At 50.6% G+C, this 16237-nt stretch carries 15 protein-coding genes; 6 read left to right on the top strand and 9 right to left on the bottom strand.

The window, feature by feature from the left end; all coding sequences use genetic code 11:
- Positions 1 to 40 precede the first annotated feature (40 nt).
- Complete coding sequence (gene moaC, locus BLV22_RS06010; RefSeq protein ID WP_091612591.1) at positions 41 to 529, top strand: cyclic pyranopterin monophosphate synthase MoaC; 489 nt, start codon at positions 41 to 43, stop codon at positions 527 to 529.
- A gap of 3 nt (positions 530 to 532) precedes the next feature.
- On the opposite strand, the gene modB is transcribed toward moaC, so the two are convergent.
- The 6 genes from modB to htpX form a co-directional block, all read right to left on the bottom strand.
- On the bottom strand, positions 533 to 1186 hold the full coding sequence (modB, locus tag BLV22_RS06015) for a molybdate ABC transporter permease subunit (RefSeq protein WP_091612594.1): 654 nt from the start codon (positions 1184 to 1186) through the stop codon (positions 533 to 535).
- 18 nt (positions 1187 to 1204) lie between these two features.
- Positions 1205 to 1981 (bottom strand): molybdate ABC transporter substrate-binding protein, encoded by a 777-nt coding sequence (gene modA / locus BLV22_RS06020; RefSeq protein ID WP_176967678.1) that lies wholly within the window; start codon positions 1979 to 1981, stop codon positions 1205 to 1207.
- Positions 1982 to 2018: 37 nt separating this feature from the next.
- On the bottom strand, positions 2019 to 3038 hold the full coding sequence (locus BLV22_RS06025; RefSeq protein ID WP_091612600.1) for a ThiF family adenylyltransferase: 1020 nt from the start codon (positions 3036 to 3038) through the stop codon (positions 2019 to 2021).
- A gap of 17 nt (positions 3039 to 3055) precedes the next feature.
- Positions 3056 to 3970, bottom strand: coding sequence for an EamA family transporter RarD (rarD, locus tag BLV22_RS06030; protein ID WP_091612602.1), 915 nt, complete (start codon positions 3968 to 3970; stop codon positions 3056 to 3058).
- Positions 3971 to 4102: 132 nt separating this feature from the next.
- On the bottom strand, positions 4103 to 4666 hold the full coding sequence (locus BLV22_RS06035) for a copper resistance CopC family protein (RefSeq protein ID WP_091612605.1): 564 nt from the start codon (positions 4664 to 4666) through the stop codon (positions 4103 to 4105).
- Positions 4667 to 4850: 184 nt separating this feature from the next.
- Positions 4851 to 5750, bottom strand: a complete 900-nt coding sequence (gene htpX, locus BLV22_RS06040) for a protease HtpX (protein ID WP_091612608.1) — start codon at positions 5748 to 5750, stop codon at positions 4851 to 4853.
- Between the two features lie 226 nt (positions 5751 to 5976).
- On the opposite strand from htpX, the gene BLV22_RS06045 reads away from it, so the two are divergent.
- The 4 genes from BLV22_RS06045 to egtD all read left to right on the top strand — a co-directional run bounded on the left by BLV22_RS06045 (position 5977) and on the right by egtD (position 11258).
- Positions 5977 to 7920: an aconitate hydratase gene (locus BLV22_RS06045; RefSeq protein WP_091612610.1), complete on the top strand. Its 1944-nt coding sequence runs from the start codon at positions 5977 to 5979 to the stop codon at positions 7918 to 7920.
- A gap of 77 nt (positions 7921 to 7997) precedes the next feature.
- Positions 7998 to 8882, top strand: coding sequence for an SDR family NAD(P)-dependent oxidoreductase (locus tag BLV22_RS06050; RefSeq protein ID WP_091612613.1), 885 nt, complete (start codon positions 7998 to 8000; stop codon positions 8880 to 8882).
- Between the two features lie 151 nt (positions 8883 to 9033).
- The gene (gene egtB / locus BLV22_RS06055; RefSeq protein ID WP_281241100.1) at positions 9034 to 10299 is read left to right on the top strand and encodes an ergothioneine biosynthesis protein EgtB; all 1266 of its coding nucleotides are present in this window, start codon (positions 9034 to 9036) and stop codon (positions 10297 to 10299) included.
- Positions 10300 to 10301: 2 nt separating this feature from the next.
- Positions 10302 to 11258 (top strand): L-histidine N(alpha)-methyltransferase, encoded by a 957-nt coding sequence (egtD, locus tag BLV22_RS06060; RefSeq protein WP_091612619.1) that lies wholly within the window; start codon positions 10302 to 10304, stop codon positions 11256 to 11258.
- Positions 11259 to 11286: 28 nt separating this feature from the next.
- Here egtD and tenA read toward each other — a convergent pair whose 3' ends face one another.
- A complete protein-coding gene (gene tenA, locus BLV22_RS06065) occupies positions 11287 to 11958 on the bottom strand; it encodes a thiaminase II (RefSeq protein ID WP_091612622.1) in 672 nt (223 codons plus the stop codon).
- A 162-nt stretch (positions 11959 to 12120) separates the two neighbouring features.
- Here tenA and BLV22_RS06070 point away from each other — a divergent pair, with 162 nt between their 5' ends.
- On the top strand, positions 12121 to 13731 hold the full coding sequence (locus BLV22_RS06070) for an FAD-dependent monooxygenase (protein ID WP_091612624.1): 1611 nt from the start codon (positions 12121 to 12123) through the stop codon (positions 13729 to 13731).
- Between the two features lie 322 nt (positions 13732 to 14053).
- Here BLV22_RS06070 and BLV22_RS06080 read toward each other — a convergent pair whose 3' ends face one another.
- Together BLV22_RS06080 and BLV22_RS06085 are read right to left on the bottom strand one after the other, a co-directional pair.
- Positions 14054 to 14581: a GrpB family protein gene (locus BLV22_RS06080; protein ID WP_091612630.1), complete on the bottom strand. Its 528-nt coding sequence runs from the start codon at positions 14579 to 14581 to the stop codon at positions 14054 to 14056.
- Between the two features lie 92 nt (positions 14582 to 14673).
- Positions 14674 to 16152: an aldehyde dehydrogenase family protein gene (locus tag BLV22_RS06085; protein ID WP_091612633.1), complete on the bottom strand. Its 1479-nt coding sequence runs from the start codon at positions 16150 to 16152 to the stop codon at positions 14674 to 14676.
- Positions 16153 to 16237 lie beyond the last annotated feature (85 nt).

Genomic DNA, 16237 nt, shown 5'->3' on the forward strand with positions numbered 1-16237 from the left:
CTATAATCGGTCAATACCATATCCAGGAGGGACATTTACCATGTCAGAATTTACGCATTTTAACGAACAGGGCCGGGCCAGAATGGTGGACGTCTCCGATAAGCCGGTGACGAGCAGAAGCGCCCTGGCAGGGTCAAGCATACGCGTTCCAGAAGAAGTCTACCGCGCGGTGACGCAGGGAGATATTAAAAAAGGCGATGTGCTCGCCGTCGCCCAAATTGCAGGAATCACCGGCGCCAAACAGACATCCACGCTTATTCCAATGTGCCACCCACTCCCTTTAAGTAACGTAGACATCAGCTTTTACTGGAAAACAGAAGAAGCGTATGAACTGTTTATTGAAGCGTTTGTTAAAACGAAGGGAAGCACCGGTGTCGAAATGGAAGCGCTGACTGCAGCATCCGCCGCTGCTTTGACCGTATATGATATGTGCAAAGCACTCGATAAGGGGATGGTCATCGGACCGACATATCTGCTTGAAAAAACCGGAGGCAAAAGCGGTGACTATCACCGGGAAACGAGCGATTAATATTTAACGTTCCCGGTTTAAAAGGTAAGTTAAACCGAGCAGCAGAAAGGAAACAAATATACTGATGCCGACGTACGTATACGCAAGGTTCATTTGATTCGACTCAATGGCCACGTAGATGGCCGTCGGCATCGTTTGTGTAACACCGGGAATATTCCCGGCAAACATCAGGGTAGCCCCGAATTCCCCCAGAGCTCTCGTAAAACTGAGCACAAATCCTGTCATAAGCGCCCGGCCTGCGAGAGGCACAGCAATATTTATAAACACACGCCACTCTCCTGCCCCGTCAACTCTTGCAGCGGATTCAATATTGGGGTCAATTGAACCGTAGCCGGTTTTTGCCGACTGAAACATTAAAGGAAACGCAACGACCGCAGCGGCAACAACAGCTGCGACCGGCGTGAAAATAATCGAATTTTGAAACACTTGTTCATACACGCTGCCGATCCAGCTGTTTGTTCCAAAAGCGATGATAAGTAAAAAGCCGGTAACTGACGGCGGCAGCACGAGCGGAAGCATCAGGCACGTTTCCGCCGCCAGCTTCCCCCGGAAATTTCTGACGGCAAAAACTCTTCCGAGCATCGCACCGGCAATGAAAACAAGGACTGCTGCAATGCTTGCGGTCAGCAGAGATAACTGTATTGGAAACCAAAACATCAGGCTCGCACGCTCCTTTTATTCCGGATCTGAAAAGCCGTGCGAGCGCAATATGTTCTGGGCTTCGCTGCTTTGCAGATATTTCATAAACTCCCGGCTTTCTTCTTCATTCCCGTTCCCCGCTACAGCCCCGCCGTAATAATGAATGGGAGAGTACAGGGAAGGATCAATTTCTTCAAGAACCCGGACCTCGGCTCCATGCGCATCCGAGGCATACACAAAGCCGACCGCTGCATTGCCTCTTTCGACAAGTGTTAACGTGTGCCGCACATCCTTAGCAAAGACTATCCGCTCCTGCACGCTCTCCCATTCCTCCATGGAAGTGAGTGCTTCCCGGGTATATCTTCCGGCGGGTGCTGCTTCCGGCGTCGCCACCGCTATCCGGCCGCTCCCATCAAGCACGCTCTGAAGTTCCTCCGCCGCACTGTCTTTAGGCACCACCGCCACCAGCGCATTTTCCGCAAAGGCAGGTTCCGCTGCTTCCACCATTATATTTTCCTCTTCAAGATCGTTATAGTGCGAAGCGGAGGCTGACAAAAAGACGTCTGCCGGACCGCCGCGCTCAATCTGCTGCTTTAGTGTTCCTGATCCGCCGTAGTTAAAGGCCAATGAAATATCCGGATGCTCATTGGCGAAGCTTTTTTGCACCTCGGTAAGGGCGTCCTGCAGACTGGCTGCCGCTGAAATCGTCAGCTCGGCCTGCTCTTCGTTCTGTTCTGCCTGCGGACCGCTGCCGCTGCAGGCCTGAAGAAGAAAAATTCCGGTTCCTGCTGCCACGAAGGGTTTCCAGTTCATATTGTCCGTCATCTCCCATCGATGGATTGTTTTCAGTTTACCCGAGCAGCTGGGCGTACCACCGCTTGGCCTCCTGGACATCGCTCGTACCGTGAATGAGCGCCCGCCCATCCTGAAATAAAACGATGCGCCGCGTTTCAGTCTGTACCGACAACAGATAAGGATTTTTGCGTACACTCCAGTTCCGGCTCTCCCAATCGCGCTCCAGTCGCTCAAAGTTCAGCTGTTTGCTTTCACCCGGCCGGATCTGTACCGTGTCCCTGCCGCAAAGTACGCTCGTTTTATTTGAATGTTCATATGTTAACGCCGGGTACTCCGCTTTTTCACCGCATGACAGGCATCCCGGGTCTTTGCTGCTCTGCAGGCCGATGGAAAACTGCTGCTGATTCCAAAGATCAAAATAATCCAGGGTTACCGGGAGACTTTCCCCGTCCCCGACCAGTATTTTTAAAGCCGCGGCTGTCTGCTTTGCCGCCACTGACTGCACAGCCGGAGCGATCACCCCTACTGTGTCGCACGTCTGTCCCTGCGAAGGGATCTTTTTCCATACGCAGCGGAAGCAGGGGCGCTCTCCCGGAAGAAACGGATGGACCATGCCGATGCTTCCGACACAGGCTCCGTAAACCCAGGGCTTACGGTATTTTCTCGCCGCATCGTTAATCAGCAGCCGGGTATCAAAATTGTCCGTGCCGTCAATGATAAGATCTGTCTCAGCAGCCCTTGCTTCGATCCAGGTAAAATCCACATCCACTACTTCCCCGTGCACATGAACCCCGGAGTTAATTTCGCGCAGCCGCTTTTCTGCCGCCGCTGCTTTAGGCATCTGCTCTGCGGCGTCCTTTTCCGTATACAGCTGCTGACGCTGCAGGTTGCTGTACTCTACGTAATCACGGTCTGCGATTGTCACCGTTCCAACACCGGCGCGTACAAGCATCTCCGCTGCCGAAGCTCCGAGCGCCCCTGCACCGACAATCGTCACAGAGCTTTCGCTTAACTTTTTCTGGCCCGCTTCACCGATCGGCGAAAACAGCTGCTGTCTTGAATATCGCTCGTCCATGCTTTCTCTCCTTTTCTTCAATTATTTATAGCTGCTTCTGTTTTCTTCCTCTGCATATGAATACGCGTCCGGGAAACGGTAAACAGTGTCAGTCCCGCCCAAACAATCAAAAAGGCCGTAAACTGCTGGAGGGAAAAAGGCTCCCTAAATAAAAAAACACCCAGCACCAGCATAATCGTCGGCGCAATATACTGCAGAAAGCCAAGCAGGGAATAGCTGATCTTCCGTGCCCCGGAAGCAAACAACAGTAATGGAACGGCCGTAGCTGCGCCTGCCCCGAAGAGCAGTGTCCATGTGCCTGAATCATAGGTGGAAGCCGTTTCGCCCGAAAAGAACATTAAAAAAACCAGGGCAAATGGAGCTGCCAGAAACGACTCCAGGGTCAGACCTGCCCATGCCCCGAGCGCTACAGTTTTTTTAATAATACCATAGCACCCAAAGGATAACGCCAGAATAATAGAAGCCCACGGAAACTGCCCGTAGGAAATCGTCAGCACGAATACACCGATAAATGCGAGCACTACAGCGGCTATTTCCATGCGTGCCAGCCGCTCTTTTAAAAATACCGTCGCCAGAGCTACGTTTACGAGCGGGTTAATATAGTAGCCAAGACTCGCCTGGATCACGTGGTCTCCATTCACCGCAAAAATAAAGGTGAACCAGTTGATCGTAATCAATAAAGCAGCCCCCGTGATGGCTGCCGTCGTTTTCACGGAATGAAAAGCATGCGTTATTTCATTCCACACTCCTTTAGAACGCCCGATCAGCACAATAAGTACAGACATGAACAAAAACGACCAGATCACCCGGTGGGCGAGCACATCGATCGCCGGAACATCATTAAAAAGCTTCCAGTAAAGCGGAAGAAATCCCCAAAGTACATAAGCCGCCATTCCTGCTGCAATGCCTGTCTGCTGCTCTCTCATCTGCATCTCCGTCCTCTCTCCCCACCTATTATAGCGGACAACGGTGCCCCCCTGGCAAACAAGAACGGCTTAAGCCATTGAAATTTTTCCATGCATAAACAAAAAAACAGCTTCGAAGGGGCTCGAAGCTGTCCGCTGTTATTTTTTGTGCTCTCTGTTTTTCCATAAAATGATAGTAAACGCGGAAACGATTGCCAGACCAAGAACTCCCATGGCCACCATACCAGGAATATTAGGTCCAGCTTCTTCTGCTTCCTCCGCAGCCTCCCTATCTGCATCAGAAAGAGAGCTTTCTCCGCTGCGTTCTTCTAATTCCTGCTGTCTTTCTTCGAAGGGCTGATTGCTATTCAGACTAAAATTGGTGCCCCCCTGCACCGTTTCTCCGTCAGCACCCGTTACACTGTAATTCAACACATAGTTTCCGTTTTCCAGTACAGTTTCCATGTATGAAACTACAGTACGGCCATCATCACTAATTTCGGGATCAGACATTTCTATCTCATCTCCCGTTTCTACAAGCAGATACATATCCTCCACACGGTCAATCTCTGTATCAAAAGTAAGCTCGAGGCGTTCAGGAACTTCTAAAACAGAATCTCCATCTTCAGGGCTTGAGGATTCCAGCGTAGGTGCTGCAACCGCCTGATAAGGGGATGCAATGAAAAATAAAACCGCGAGAAGACCAAAAATTCGATATTTCATAGGACTTCTCCTTTCAATAAATAGATCACTCTATTCTTTATATCATGATATAAAGCCAAATTCGAACGATATCATTTACGTTTTTGTGTCAATTTTATATTTCCCGGGTAATATTTGTTTCTTTCTTCTTCAGCCAGGCACAAAAAACCCGGACGCGGTACGCGCATCCGGGAAGTACTTATATTCAGCTTTGTTCTAAACGACGGATCCGGTCTTCAAGCGGCGGGTGCGATGAAAAAAGCATCGCAGCAGCTGACGGCTTGTTGTTGATTTTCAGCGTCTGCATGGATGACTGTTCCGTATCCACCCGGTCCACATAATTTTGCAGAGAGCGGAGAGCGTGAGCCATTTTGTCTTTTCCGGCAAGGTCTGCCCCTCCGCGGTCGGCGTGGTACTCACGGTAACGGGAGTAGGCAGCCACGACGATGCTTCCGAGAATCGAAAAGAGAATTTGAAATACAATAATCGCCAGAAAATGAATAATCGGGCGCATATTTTCGTTTACAAATCTCGATACCGCAAAGGCTACGACCCGTGCCAGGAACACCACAAACGTGTTCACGATTCCCTGCAGCAGGGTCATGGTGATCATATCGCCGTTTGCCACGTGGGCAACCTCATGGGCAATAACGCCTTCCACAGCGTCATCGTCCATCGATTGAAGCAGCCCGGTTGAAACGGAAACAAGCGACCGTTTTTTGGTCGGCCCCGTCGCAAACGCGTTCACTTCAGCGGACTGGTAAATCCCAACCTCCGGCATATGGGTCAACCCTGCGCGCCGGCAGAGACGGTGAACTTTTTCCACTACCATTTTTTCAGCCTGGCTTCCCGGGTTATCCGGGTCAATTACTTTGACGTTCATTGCTTTTTTCGCTATAAATCTCGACATCGCCAGTGAAATAAACGCCCCGGCGAAGCCGATAACGGCACTGATAATTAACAGCGGCACCAAATTCAACGTACCGGCGCCGTAGTCATAAGCACCCAGGTTAACACCAAACAAACTTAGTATCGAAAACACGATGACAATTGTTAACAATACCATCATGTTCGTTAATAGAAACAACATGATTCTTTTACCCATGGCTTTCTCTCCTTTTAACGGTTCATTTTCATCTACACAAGTATTATACGCAGACGTACCCCTGATGGTTTCATCTCTCTTTATATTATCACACATTAAAAATTGCACGAAAAGAAAGATACCCGTATGTTTACGAATTTTTCTTAACAGGTATAAATACAAAGAGCATGTTTTCATTCAGAAAAAATTAACACAATTGGAATTATGACGAAGGAGGACGCCTTTTATGGCACGAAACGTCGCACAAAAACTAATTGAAGAGCACCTCGTTTCCGGAGAAATGACTCCAGGCGAGGAAATTGGAATGAAAATCGACCAGACACTCACACAGGACGCCACAGGAACAATGGTGATGCTTGAGCTTGAAGCCATGGGGGTTGAACAGGCTCAGACAGAAGCTTCCGCCCAGTACGTAGATCACAACATTATTCAGGAGGATAACAAAAACCCGGATGACCACCTGTTTCTTCAGACAGCGGCAAAACGTTTCGGCATGCATTACAGCCGTCCGGGGAACGGCGTAAGCCACCCGGTACACATGCAGCGCCTTGCACGTCCCGGCCGCACTCTTCTCGGGTCGGACTCCCACACCTGTGCCAATGGCTGTATGGGGATGCTTGCCATGGGGGCAGGCGGCATTGAAGTAACCATGGCAATCGCCGGAGAACCATTCTTCGTTAAAATGCCCCAGGTATGGGGAGTAAAGCTTACCGGCAAGCTTCCTGACTGGGTAAGCGCCAAGGACGTTATTCTTGAACTTCTCCGCCGCCACGACGTAAAAGCCGGCGCTAACAAAGTCATTGAATACTACGGACCAGGCCTTGAAGACCTGAGCGCTATGGATCGCCACGTAATCGCGAACATGGGCGCCGAGCTCGGCGCCACCGCAAGCGTATTCCCATCGGACGATGAAGTGAAGCGTTTCATGGCAAGCCAGAACCGCGAGGACGAATGGCAAGAGCTGAAAGCTGACCGCGGTGCCCAGTACGACATCGACGAAGAAATCGATCTGTCCTCTCTCGAGCCGATGATTGCCAAACCATCGAGCCCTGGCAACGTCGTACCGGTCCGGGAAATTGCCGGCGAGCCTATTTTCCAGGCATATATCGGTTCATCCGCTAATCCGGGCTACCGGGATTTTGCAATTGCTTCTGAAATTGTCAAAGGGAAAACTGTGCATGAGAATGTAAGCTTTGATATTAATCCATCTTCGCGGCAAATGCTGACAGACCTTGTGTCCAACGGCCATATCGCAAATCTTCTGAGCGCCGGCGGGCGGCTGCACCAGGCAGGCTGTAACGGCTGTATCGGCATGGGGCAGGCTCCGGCCACCCACAAAAACAGCCTGAGGACGACCCCGCGGAACTTCCCGGGACGCTCCGGCACGAAGGAAGACCGCGTCTTTCTGTGCAGCCCTGAAATAGCTGCTGCTTCTGCACTTTACGGTGAAATTACCGATCCGCGGACTCTTGATATGGATTATCCAAAAGTAAGCGAACCGGATGAGCCAACCGTTGATTTCCGGCTGCTGCAGGAGCCGCTGCCTTACGAAGAAGCGAAAAATGTAAAAATCGAAAAAGGCCCGAACATTGCCACCCTTCCGGAAATGGAAGAGCTGCCGGACCGCATCGAGGTGCCAGTACTGCTGAAGCTTGGCGACAACTTCTCCACAGACGAAATTCTTGCCGGTGGAACCCGCGTGCTTCCATACCGCAGTAACCTTCCGGAAATCAGCAAGTTTTCATTTGAAATTACTGATGAAGACTATTACAACCGGGCAATGGCAATTAAGGATGAGACCGGGCACGCTATTGTCGGCGGATCCAACTACGGCCAGGGATCAAGCCGTGAGCACGCGGCCCTTGCACCCCGCTATCTCGGGCTGCGTGTTGCACTCGTCCAGGACTTCGCCCGTATTCACTGGCAGAACCTGGTGAACTTCGGCGTACTTCCGATTACGTTTGAAGATACTGAAGACTATATGAAAATCGACGCCGGTGATACTATTGTGCTTGAGAATCTGCGTGAAAATATACAGAATCACAATACGTTTGAAGCTTCTATTAAGAATAAAAACGAAACCATCACCGTGCGCCATGAAATGTCCAGGCGCCAGGTTGATATGATGCTTCGCGGCGGTTTAATCAACTGGGTACGAGCAAGAAAATAAAAGTACCGGCGGAGCAGACGTTTCTTTCTAAGAAACGCTGCTCCTTTATGTTTGACGATTAAGGGAGGCCTTCATTGATGGAAAACAAAGTAGAGAAACAAAGAACTATCCTGCTGACCGGCGCCACAAACGGTATAGGCAGAATCGTCGCAGAAAAACTGGCTGCTGAAGGGCATACCTTATTGCTGGTAGGACGCAAAGAATGGAAAGGCGAAGAGCTGATTACCGAATTGGAGCAGAAAACCGGAAATACGGAGCTTCATTTTTATCAGGCGGACCTTTCCCTTCTGCAGGAAATCGAGACACTCGCAGAGAGTGTGGCCCGCGACTACGGCCAGCTTGATGCTTTGATCAACAATGCCGGTGCCGTCTACTCTTCCAGAGTTTGGACGGAGGAGCATCTTGAGCGCACCTTTGCCCTGAATTACCTCGGGGTATTTTATCTTACTGAACTTCTTCTTCCACTTCTTCGCGAAAGTTCTGACGGAAGAATTGTGAATGTTTCCTCCGCTGCCCACGCCTTATCAAAAATGAACTTTCAAAACCTGCAGGGCGAACAGAAGTATAACGGCCTGAAGCAGTACGGGCTGGCTAAGCTGTCATTGCTTCTGTATACGTATGACCTGTCCCAGAGGCTCCGCCATGAAAATATTAAAGTGAACGCACTCCACCCCGGCAATATTTCCACCGGGTTCGGTCTGAATAATAAAAATGCCTTTTACCGTGGGCTGAACAAGTTCACCAGTATGTTCGGCGACTCCCCGGAAGAAGGAGCTGACCTGGAAGTGTCGCTTGCTTCAGGTGCCCGCGGCTCTCAGGTAACCGGTAAATACTTTACGAAAAAAGGAATCACGAGCTCTTCGAGTGATTCCTATTCCACAGCCAATCAAAGAAGGCTGCGGGAAATCAGCGAAGAACTTGTTTATCACTACGCCGGAAGAGAGCTTCAGAAAGAAGCTTAACAAAATATCAGCCTGATGGAATGCCTTCGCGGGCATTCCTTTTTTCGCTTCCCTGCCTGTCCGCGTTGTTTTGCCCTGTTTTGAAGCGGGTATTTAACTTTCATGTGCATATAATTATGTACCATTCTATTTACCTGAGGAGGAATACCCCATCGTACAGGCGAAGGCACATGCTGCAAAAGCTGACTTTACCGAACGTTTTACGTCTCTGCGTCAGCAGACGATGAAGCTGACCGAACCGTTGTACACAGAAGACTTTATGATTCAGGCGCATCCCGACGTCAGTCCAGCGAAATGGCATCTGGCCCACACGACCTGGTTTTTTGAGCAGTTCATTCTCAAACCGTATGCTGACCATTATGAAGAATTTTCAAAATTCTCCAACGGCTTGTACAACTCCTATTATGAAACACAGGGAAAGCCTTTTCCTAAGCAGTACCGCGGCTTGATTTCCCGGCCGACAACCGAAGAAACCATGGAATACAGGCGTCATGTGGAAGCGGCCATGGAAAGTTTTCTTAAAGAAGGCCCGTGGAACGAAGAAATCGCTGAATTAATGGAAACCGGCCTCCAGCACGAGCAGCAGCATCAGGAGCTGTTAGTAACCGATACAAAATTCAATTTTTCAATGAACCCTCTGAGTCCTGCCTATCTGGAAAATGATTCTTTTGCTGAACAGGGAGAGACCCCCGAGCTGGAATGGCACGCCTATGAAGACGAGTTAACGACTATTGGCACAGATAATCTGCATTTTTCCTTCGATAACGAACGACCGGAGCATAAATTTTATCTGCACGCCTTCTCTATCGCCTCAAGACCGGTGACCAACGAAGAATATATTCGTTTTATTGAAGACGGCGGCTACGAAGATCCCGAGCTGTGGCTTTCCGAAGGCTGGGGCATCGTCCAGGAGCAGGACTGGAAAGCACCGCTTTACTGGCAGAAGCAGGGCGGTATCTGGTTTTACTTTACGATGAACGGCCTGAAAGAAGTGCGCCTTCATGAACCTATTGCCCATATCAGCTACTACGAAGCCGATGCCTATGCCCGCTGGGCCGGAGCCCGTCTCCCTACCGAACAGGAATGGGAGTATGCTTTCCGCAGCTCCGAAGCAGGCGGTACGTTTCTTGAATCTGAAAGCTATCACCCGCAGCCACTCCAATCGGCTCCGGGTGCATACGGGGACGTGTGGGAGTGGACCCGCAGCCCTTATTCCCCGTATCCAGGCAACCGTCCGCCGGAGGGAGCCATGGGAGAATACAATGCAAAATTTATGAGTAACCAAATGGTGCTGCGCGGCGGTTCATGCGCGACTCCGCAGTCGCATATCCGCTCCACCTACCGTAACTTTTTCCCGCCGGAAAAACGGTGGCAGTTCAGCGGGCTGCGGCTTGCCAAGGACGGGGTGCAGAAATAGCCATGGCTGATTATACTGTATTGGATTTAAAGCCTTCGCTGTCCTCCCTGGCTGAAGACGTTCGCACCGGTCTGGCTGCCGAACCAAAAAGTATTCCCCCCAAACATTTCTACGATGAACGGGGGAGCATGCTGTTTAATGAAATCACCCGGCTGCCGGAATATTACGTAAGCCGGACCGAAGCATCTGTTTTATCAGACTACGGGGAAGAAATTGCTGAAAGTATTGGAGGGGCCTCCCTTATTGAGCTTGGAAGCGGGAGCTTTGATAAAATCCGCTGCCTGCTTCCTTTCCTTTCGGAGGCAGTAAGCTACACCCCCGTCGACATTTCGCTTAGTGCCCTGCACGACACCGCAGCCCGCGTGAAAGAATCCATACCCGCGATGCAGGTCTCGGGCGTATGTGCAGACTATACAACAACGATGTCTTTTTTAAACAGCGGAAGAAATCAGCCCACAGCTGTCTTTTTTCTCGGCTCCACGATTGGAAACCTGGATCCAAAGGAGGCTTCGGAATTTTTAAAGAAGCTTGCTTCTCACATGAAGCCGGAGGACACCCTGGTGATCGGTGTCGATTTGAAGAAGGATCCGGTCGTGCTGCACCGGGCGTACAACGACGGGGCAGGCATTACCGCTTCCTTTAATAAGAATCTGCTTCACCGCCTGAACCGCGAGCTTGACGCCGGCATCAACACCAGCCATTTTGCACATGAGGCTTTTTACAACGAACGGCTCGGACGGATCGAAATGCATCTACGTGCCGAAAAGCCTTCCCTGTTCTCAATTGGTGGAGAAACGTTTACGATGCGTGCCGGCGAGACTATCCATACAGAAAACAGCCGGAAGTTCACTCCGGAGAAATTTATGCACCTGGCCCGCCAGTCCTACTGGGAAACCAGCGACTGGTGGACGGACGAAAACGAATGGTTTGGCGTATTTACGCTTTCCCCTCAATTATAAGCGAAGCCCCCGATCCTCCGGGGGCTTTTCATGTCTGTGGCCAGCCTTCCAGCCGGTACGCCATTTCCCAGAACAAATACTCAAACCGGGTGGTCGTTAAAAATATATTTTCAATTTTTCTTTTTTCCTCGTCGGGTTTGTTTTCTGCCAGGCGGTCGAGCATGTTAATGCACCAATCTGCCAGCTGCTGAAATTCGTCATCGCTGTACATCTGCACCCATTCGCCGTACAGCTCATGCTCCAGTGCTCCCGGCCACGTACTGAGCTTTCTCCCGATTTCTGCGTAGCTCCACATGCATGGAAGCACGGCCGCAAGCAGCTCAGCCAGACCTCCGTTCTGCCCTTCATGCAGCATATATCTTGTGTACGCAAGGGTTGTCGGGGCCGGTTCTGCCTGTTCGAGCTCCTGTTCAGTGATCCCAAACTTTTTCGCATACTGGCGGTGCAGGCCCATTTCTTCATTCATGGTGACATCCATCACCTTCGCAAAAGCCCCCATCGTTTCAACGTCCTCAGCTTTAACAGCGCCAATCGCAAACAATTTTGCATATTGCACGAGATAAAGATAATCCTGAACCATGAAATAACGAAATTTTTCCTTGTCGAGGGTTCCCCGTCCAAGCTCTTCCACAAACGGATGCGTGTGGTTCTGTTCCCACACCGGGAGCAGTTTTTCCTTTAAATCATGAGTGAATGACATTAACCTCTTCCTTTCCTTCATTAAGAGTCCAGTCGGCCCAATTCCAGGTGAAAGCAGCAGTTTCCCATATTCAAACACAGTTCCTTCCCGCCGGCAACACGTGCATGAGGTAGCCCTCCACAGGGTATACTACAAGTATACCGAAGGGAGCGTGATGAATTCATGAAAACAACGAATACCGATGTATGCATTGTTGGGGCAGGGCCCGTAGGTTTGACTGCTGCCAATACATTAAGAGCACTCGGCATCCGCGTCCGGATTTTAGACAGAAAAAGCTCTATTTCTCCCTTTTCCAAAGCATTCGGCATCCAGGCCCGCACCCTTGAAATGCTCAGCCTGATTGGGACCCTCCGTCCCTTCCTGAAGGAAGGGTTCCCCATCACTGATGCGTCTGTACAGCCTGAAGGCAAAAGAGCTTCCAAAGCTTCCTTTGCTTCGCTCGATACGCCGTTTCCCTTCATGCTTATGCTGCCACAGTCAGATACGGAGCATATTTTGAAGAAACAGCTCCGGGAAGTCGGCCAATTTATCGATTGGAACACCCACTGCGAGCGGATTACCCAGTACAGTGACTACGCGGAGGTTGAATGCTACACCGAAAATGGGCAGGAATTAATCCGCGCCTCTTATGTAATCGGCTGCGATGGTCCTCACAGTACTGTCCGGGAAAACATGAACGTTTCCTTTCCGGGCGGCAAGCATGAAACAATCTACTTTTTAGGGGACGTTACGGTGGAAGGGATTTCACTTTCCAACGACATTTCCACATTTATTACCGAGCGCGGCGTAGCTGCTTTCTTTCCATTTCGTGATGAGACGTACCGGGTAATCACGATTGATCATGCCGAACAGAACCGTGAACACCGGGATGATCTCCCTCTTGAAGATCTCGAAAAAAGCGTACAGCGTATTACCCAGCAGCCAGTACATTTCACCAGCGCCTCCTGGCTGTCCCAGTTTGGCACCTCCCACCACCAGGCTGATGCTTACCGGGATAAGCGGCTGTTTCTTGCTGGGGATGCCGCCCATCTGCACAGCCCGTTCGGCGGCCAGGGTATGAACCTCGGCATGCAGGACGCAGTCAACCTCTGCTGGAAATTGGCGTGGGTGCTGCGCGGTCATTCAGATCCTGCCCTGCTCGATACGTATGAAGAAGAACGGTACGCGGTCGGACGCAAGACCATTCGAATGACAAATACGGCAATGCAGGTAATGACCCGCTCCCACACCCTTATTCCACGCCTCCTGGCTAACCCTGTCAGTATGCTGAGCAAAAGCAGTTCGCTGCAGCGCCAGCTGACCCAGCGCCTCGCCAATATTGACATCAGCTATCAGAACAGGGCTTCGTTTGCGAAATTCCAGCACCAGGGAGAAATGATTCCTGCCGGGTCCCGGGCTGCGCCGGCACGCGTTCTTACGGAAGAAGGAGAACACGCAGATGTAATGGATTTTCTGCACATCCAGCAGTTTACCTGCCTGTTTTATATCGAAGACGAGCAGGAACTTCATCAGCTCGACGAAAGTATCCAGGAGGTGCGCCGGCAGTATGGCCCTTCCATTCTCATTCTCGTTGTTCAGCGCAAAGGCATACTCCGGGTCTCCAAGCCGAATATCCACCATCTGTTTGATTACCGCCGCGATCTTGCCGTCAAATGGAAGCTGCCAACGTTTTCGGCTGTGCTCATACGTCCGGACGGCTATGTTGCTTTTGCCGAGCACCCGGTACGTACCGGACGATTGATGAGAAAAATTCACACCGCTTTATACCAGTAGCTTCTTGCATCCGTACTCCGTTTTCCGGCCGGCTGTGGGTAATTTCCGAAGCATTTCAAGGATTGTCCACAAGCCGGTGTTTCATTTTAGTGAATTGTCTGTCAGCAATACCTTCAATCGAAGCAGGAGCTTCGATTATTTTTATTTCCTTCCCCTTACTGCCCAGCTCAAACGCCGTTCTTACTGCTGAAATAAAACGATGATTTCTTTTCAGGAATGTGCTGAAAGCTGTGGACAAATGCTCCATAATCTCTTCAATTCCTGAATCCAGCTGAAAACAATCCCCATTGTGTATATGTCTGTGGACGGTTTTGTCATTCTTTTAAAAATCGTCAGCTTCTTCTTCTGTTCGTTTCCAGCAGATGGCCTCCTGTTCGAGCTTCTGCACGACGGCATGCTTTTCGTTCATATATTCAGATGGGCTGTGCGGGTGGCGTTCTGCCGCCTGTTTTTTAATGATTTCATATTCCTCCGCTTTTGCCGGGAAAGACCGTAAATAATCGCGGAAGGCAAGGTGGCGCCCGCTCCCTTCGCTTTCTTTTTCAAATACGTGCACGTGAAAGCGACGAACATGTTCCCCTTTATAATAAAAAGCCCTTCCCTCAATACCGTGCTCTCCTTTCCCCGTATATCCGATCCCTTCAAGACGGTCTTCGGTCCACAAAGAAAGCTCCGGGGTTTCAATCAGAATATCGATGACTGGCTTTGCCGCAAGGCCCGGAATGCTCGTGCTTCCTATATGGTAAATATGATCTCCCGGACTTCCGGCTTCAAGCTCCAGCAGCTTTCGTTCATGGTAAAAATAGTCCTGCCACTCCTTTTGCCACGGCACGATCTGTATCGTTCGCATCGGGTCACTCCTTTTCAAAAATCTTTGCTTTACTTAAACTTTAGCATAAAAAAACTGCCCTGGAAGCCTCCAGGACAGCTGCTTGATTTCGTTTATTCGGGAATATACGGCAGATCCCGCATTTTCGGTACGTTGATTACGTGAGGGGTCACGTAGCCGAGAAGGCCTTCTTTGCCGTATTCGCGGCCGATGCCGGACTGCTTGACTCCGCCGAATGGATAGCGGACATCGAGTCCCTGCACAGCAGCGGTATTGACCATCGTAGTGCCTGCTTCAATGCGGGCTGCCACTTCGATGGCATGATTCTCTTCTCCCCATACCGAGCTTGTGAGGCCGTAAATGCTGTCGTTCGCCATTTTCACCGCTTCATCCACCGTATCGTACGGTACAATCGGCACGGTCGGTCCAAACTGTTCTTCTTTCACAATGTCGTCCTGCTGGTCAGCGCCAAGCACCAGGGTCGGCTGCAGGAAGTGCCCCTGTTCAAACAGCTCGTTATCCACAATATGGCCCAGCGGGATAACATCCGCGCCTTTTTCAGCCGCATTATCCACAAGATTTTTCACAAAATCCAGCTGCTGCTTGTTGTTGAGCGGTCCGGTCGTGACCTGTTCATCAAACGGACTGCCGATTTTCACCCATTTATTGGCTGCTTCCTGATACTTTTCCACAAACTCATTGTACAGGGTGCGCGGTACATAGATGCGTTTAGCGATCATACATATCTGGCCGGCGGTCAGGAAGTTGGAGATAACCATGCGGCGCATCGCGCGCTCATCGTTTACGTCAAAGTCCGGCAGCACTACAGCGGCATCGTTGCCACCGAGCTCAAGCGTCATATCCTTGATCGTATCCGCCGCCGATTTCATAATTTTCTTCGCTGTTTCCGTACCGCCTGTGAAAGCAATTTTATCCACATGTTCATTGGAGGTAAGCTCTACGCCGACCTCAGCTTCACCGTGGACGAGATTCAGCACCCCGTCCGGAAATTCACCCGCAATCATTTCAACCACCAGGCTGACCGCATGCGGAGCAAACGGACTCGGCTTTGAAACGACTGTATTTCCTGTCAAAATCGCCGGAGCAATCTTAATGGTGGACAGCGCAATCGGATAGTTCCACGGACTGATGGCGGATACTACGCCCACCGGCTCCTGGCGGACGATTGTTTTACCGCCCTCGCCTTCGTCCACCTGATCGGCGATTGTTTCTTTGACCGTCTGGCAGGCGTATTCCATCCACATGATCGAAACCGCCATTTCACCCTCTGCATCATAAACCGGCTTGCCGTGTTCCTCCGCAAGCGTTTCAGCAAGCTCCGGCGTGCGGTCCTTCAGTGTTTGAATGGCCCGTTCCATCCGCTCGATTCGCTCTTCTACCGATACTTCCTTCCAGGCAGGAAAAGCAGCACGGGCTGCTTCAATGGCTTCCTTTGCCTGCCCAGTCGTCGTTTTCGGCACGTATGCCACAATTTTTTGCGGGTCTGCCGGGTTTTCCCGTTCCATATATTCGTCGGCGTCCACTCTTTTTCCGTTAATCCATGCGTATAATGTTACTGATTCGTCTGCCATTCCTAGCTCCCCCTTAGAAACATTTTTATCTCTGGATTCATCGTAGCCTGCACCACGTGATTATTCAACTATTTCGCTGAGGCAG

Origin of the sequence: Marinococcus luteus (assembly GCF_900106595.1) — a bacterium.
GTDB classification, from domain to species: domain Bacteria; phylum Bacillota; class Bacilli; order Bacillales; family Marinococcaceae; genus Marinococcus; species Marinococcus luteus.

Excerpts from the sequence above, each read along its gene's own strand:
- moaC (WP_091612591.1), top strand. The coding sequence starts at position 41 with ATGTCAGAATTTACGCATTTTAACGAACAGGGCCGGGCCAGAATGGTG.
- BLV22_RS06035 (WP_091612605.1), bottom strand. The coding sequence starts at position 4,666 with ATGAAATATCGAATTTTTGGTCTTCTCGCGGTTTTATTTTTCATTGCA.
- BLV22_RS06070 (WP_091612624.1), top strand. The coding sequence starts at position 12,121 with ATGAAAACAACGAATACCGATGTATGCATTGTTGGGGCAGGGCCCGTA.
- egtD (WP_091612619.1), top strand. The coding sequence starts at position 10,302 with ATGGCTGATTATACTGTATTGGATTTAAAGCCTTCGCTGTCCTCCCTG.
- BLV22_RS06045 (WP_091612610.1), top strand. The coding sequence starts at position 5,977 with ATGGCACGAAACGTCGCACAAAAACTAATTGAAGAGCACCTCGTTTCC.
- rarD (WP_091612602.1), bottom strand. The coding sequence starts at position 3,970 with ATGCAGATGAGAGAGCAGCAGACAGGCATTGCAGCAGGAATGGCGGCT.
- tenA (WP_091612622.1), bottom strand. The coding sequence starts at position 11,958 with ATGTCATTCACTCATGATTTAAAGGAAAAACTGCTCCCGGTGTGGGAA.
- htpX (WP_091612608.1), bottom strand. The coding sequence starts at position 5,750 with ATGGGTAAAAGAATCATGTTGTTTCTATTAACGAACATGATGGTATTG.
- BLV22_RS06025 (WP_091612600.1), bottom strand. The coding sequence starts at position 3,038 with ATGGACGAGCGATATTCAAGACAGCAGCTGTTTTCGCCGATCGGTGAA.
- modB (WP_091612594.1), bottom strand. The coding sequence starts at position 1,186 with ATGTTTTGGTTTCCAATACAGTTATCTCTGCTGACCGCAAGCATTGCA.
- modA (WP_176967678.1), bottom strand. The coding sequence starts at position 1,981 with ATGAACTGGAAACCCTTCGTGGCAGCAGGAACCGGAATTTTTCTTCTT.
- BLV22_RS06080 (WP_091612630.1), bottom strand. The coding sequence starts at position 14,581 with ATGCGAACGATACAGATCGTGCCGTGGCAAAAGGAGTGGCAGGACTAT.
- BLV22_RS06085 (WP_091612633.1), bottom strand. The coding sequence starts at position 16,152 with ATGGCAGACGAATCAGTAACATTATACGCATGGATTAACGGAAAAAGA.
- BLV22_RS06050 (WP_091612613.1), top strand. The coding sequence starts at position 7,998 with ATGGAAAACAAAGTAGAGAAACAAAGAACTATCCTGCTGACCGGCGCC.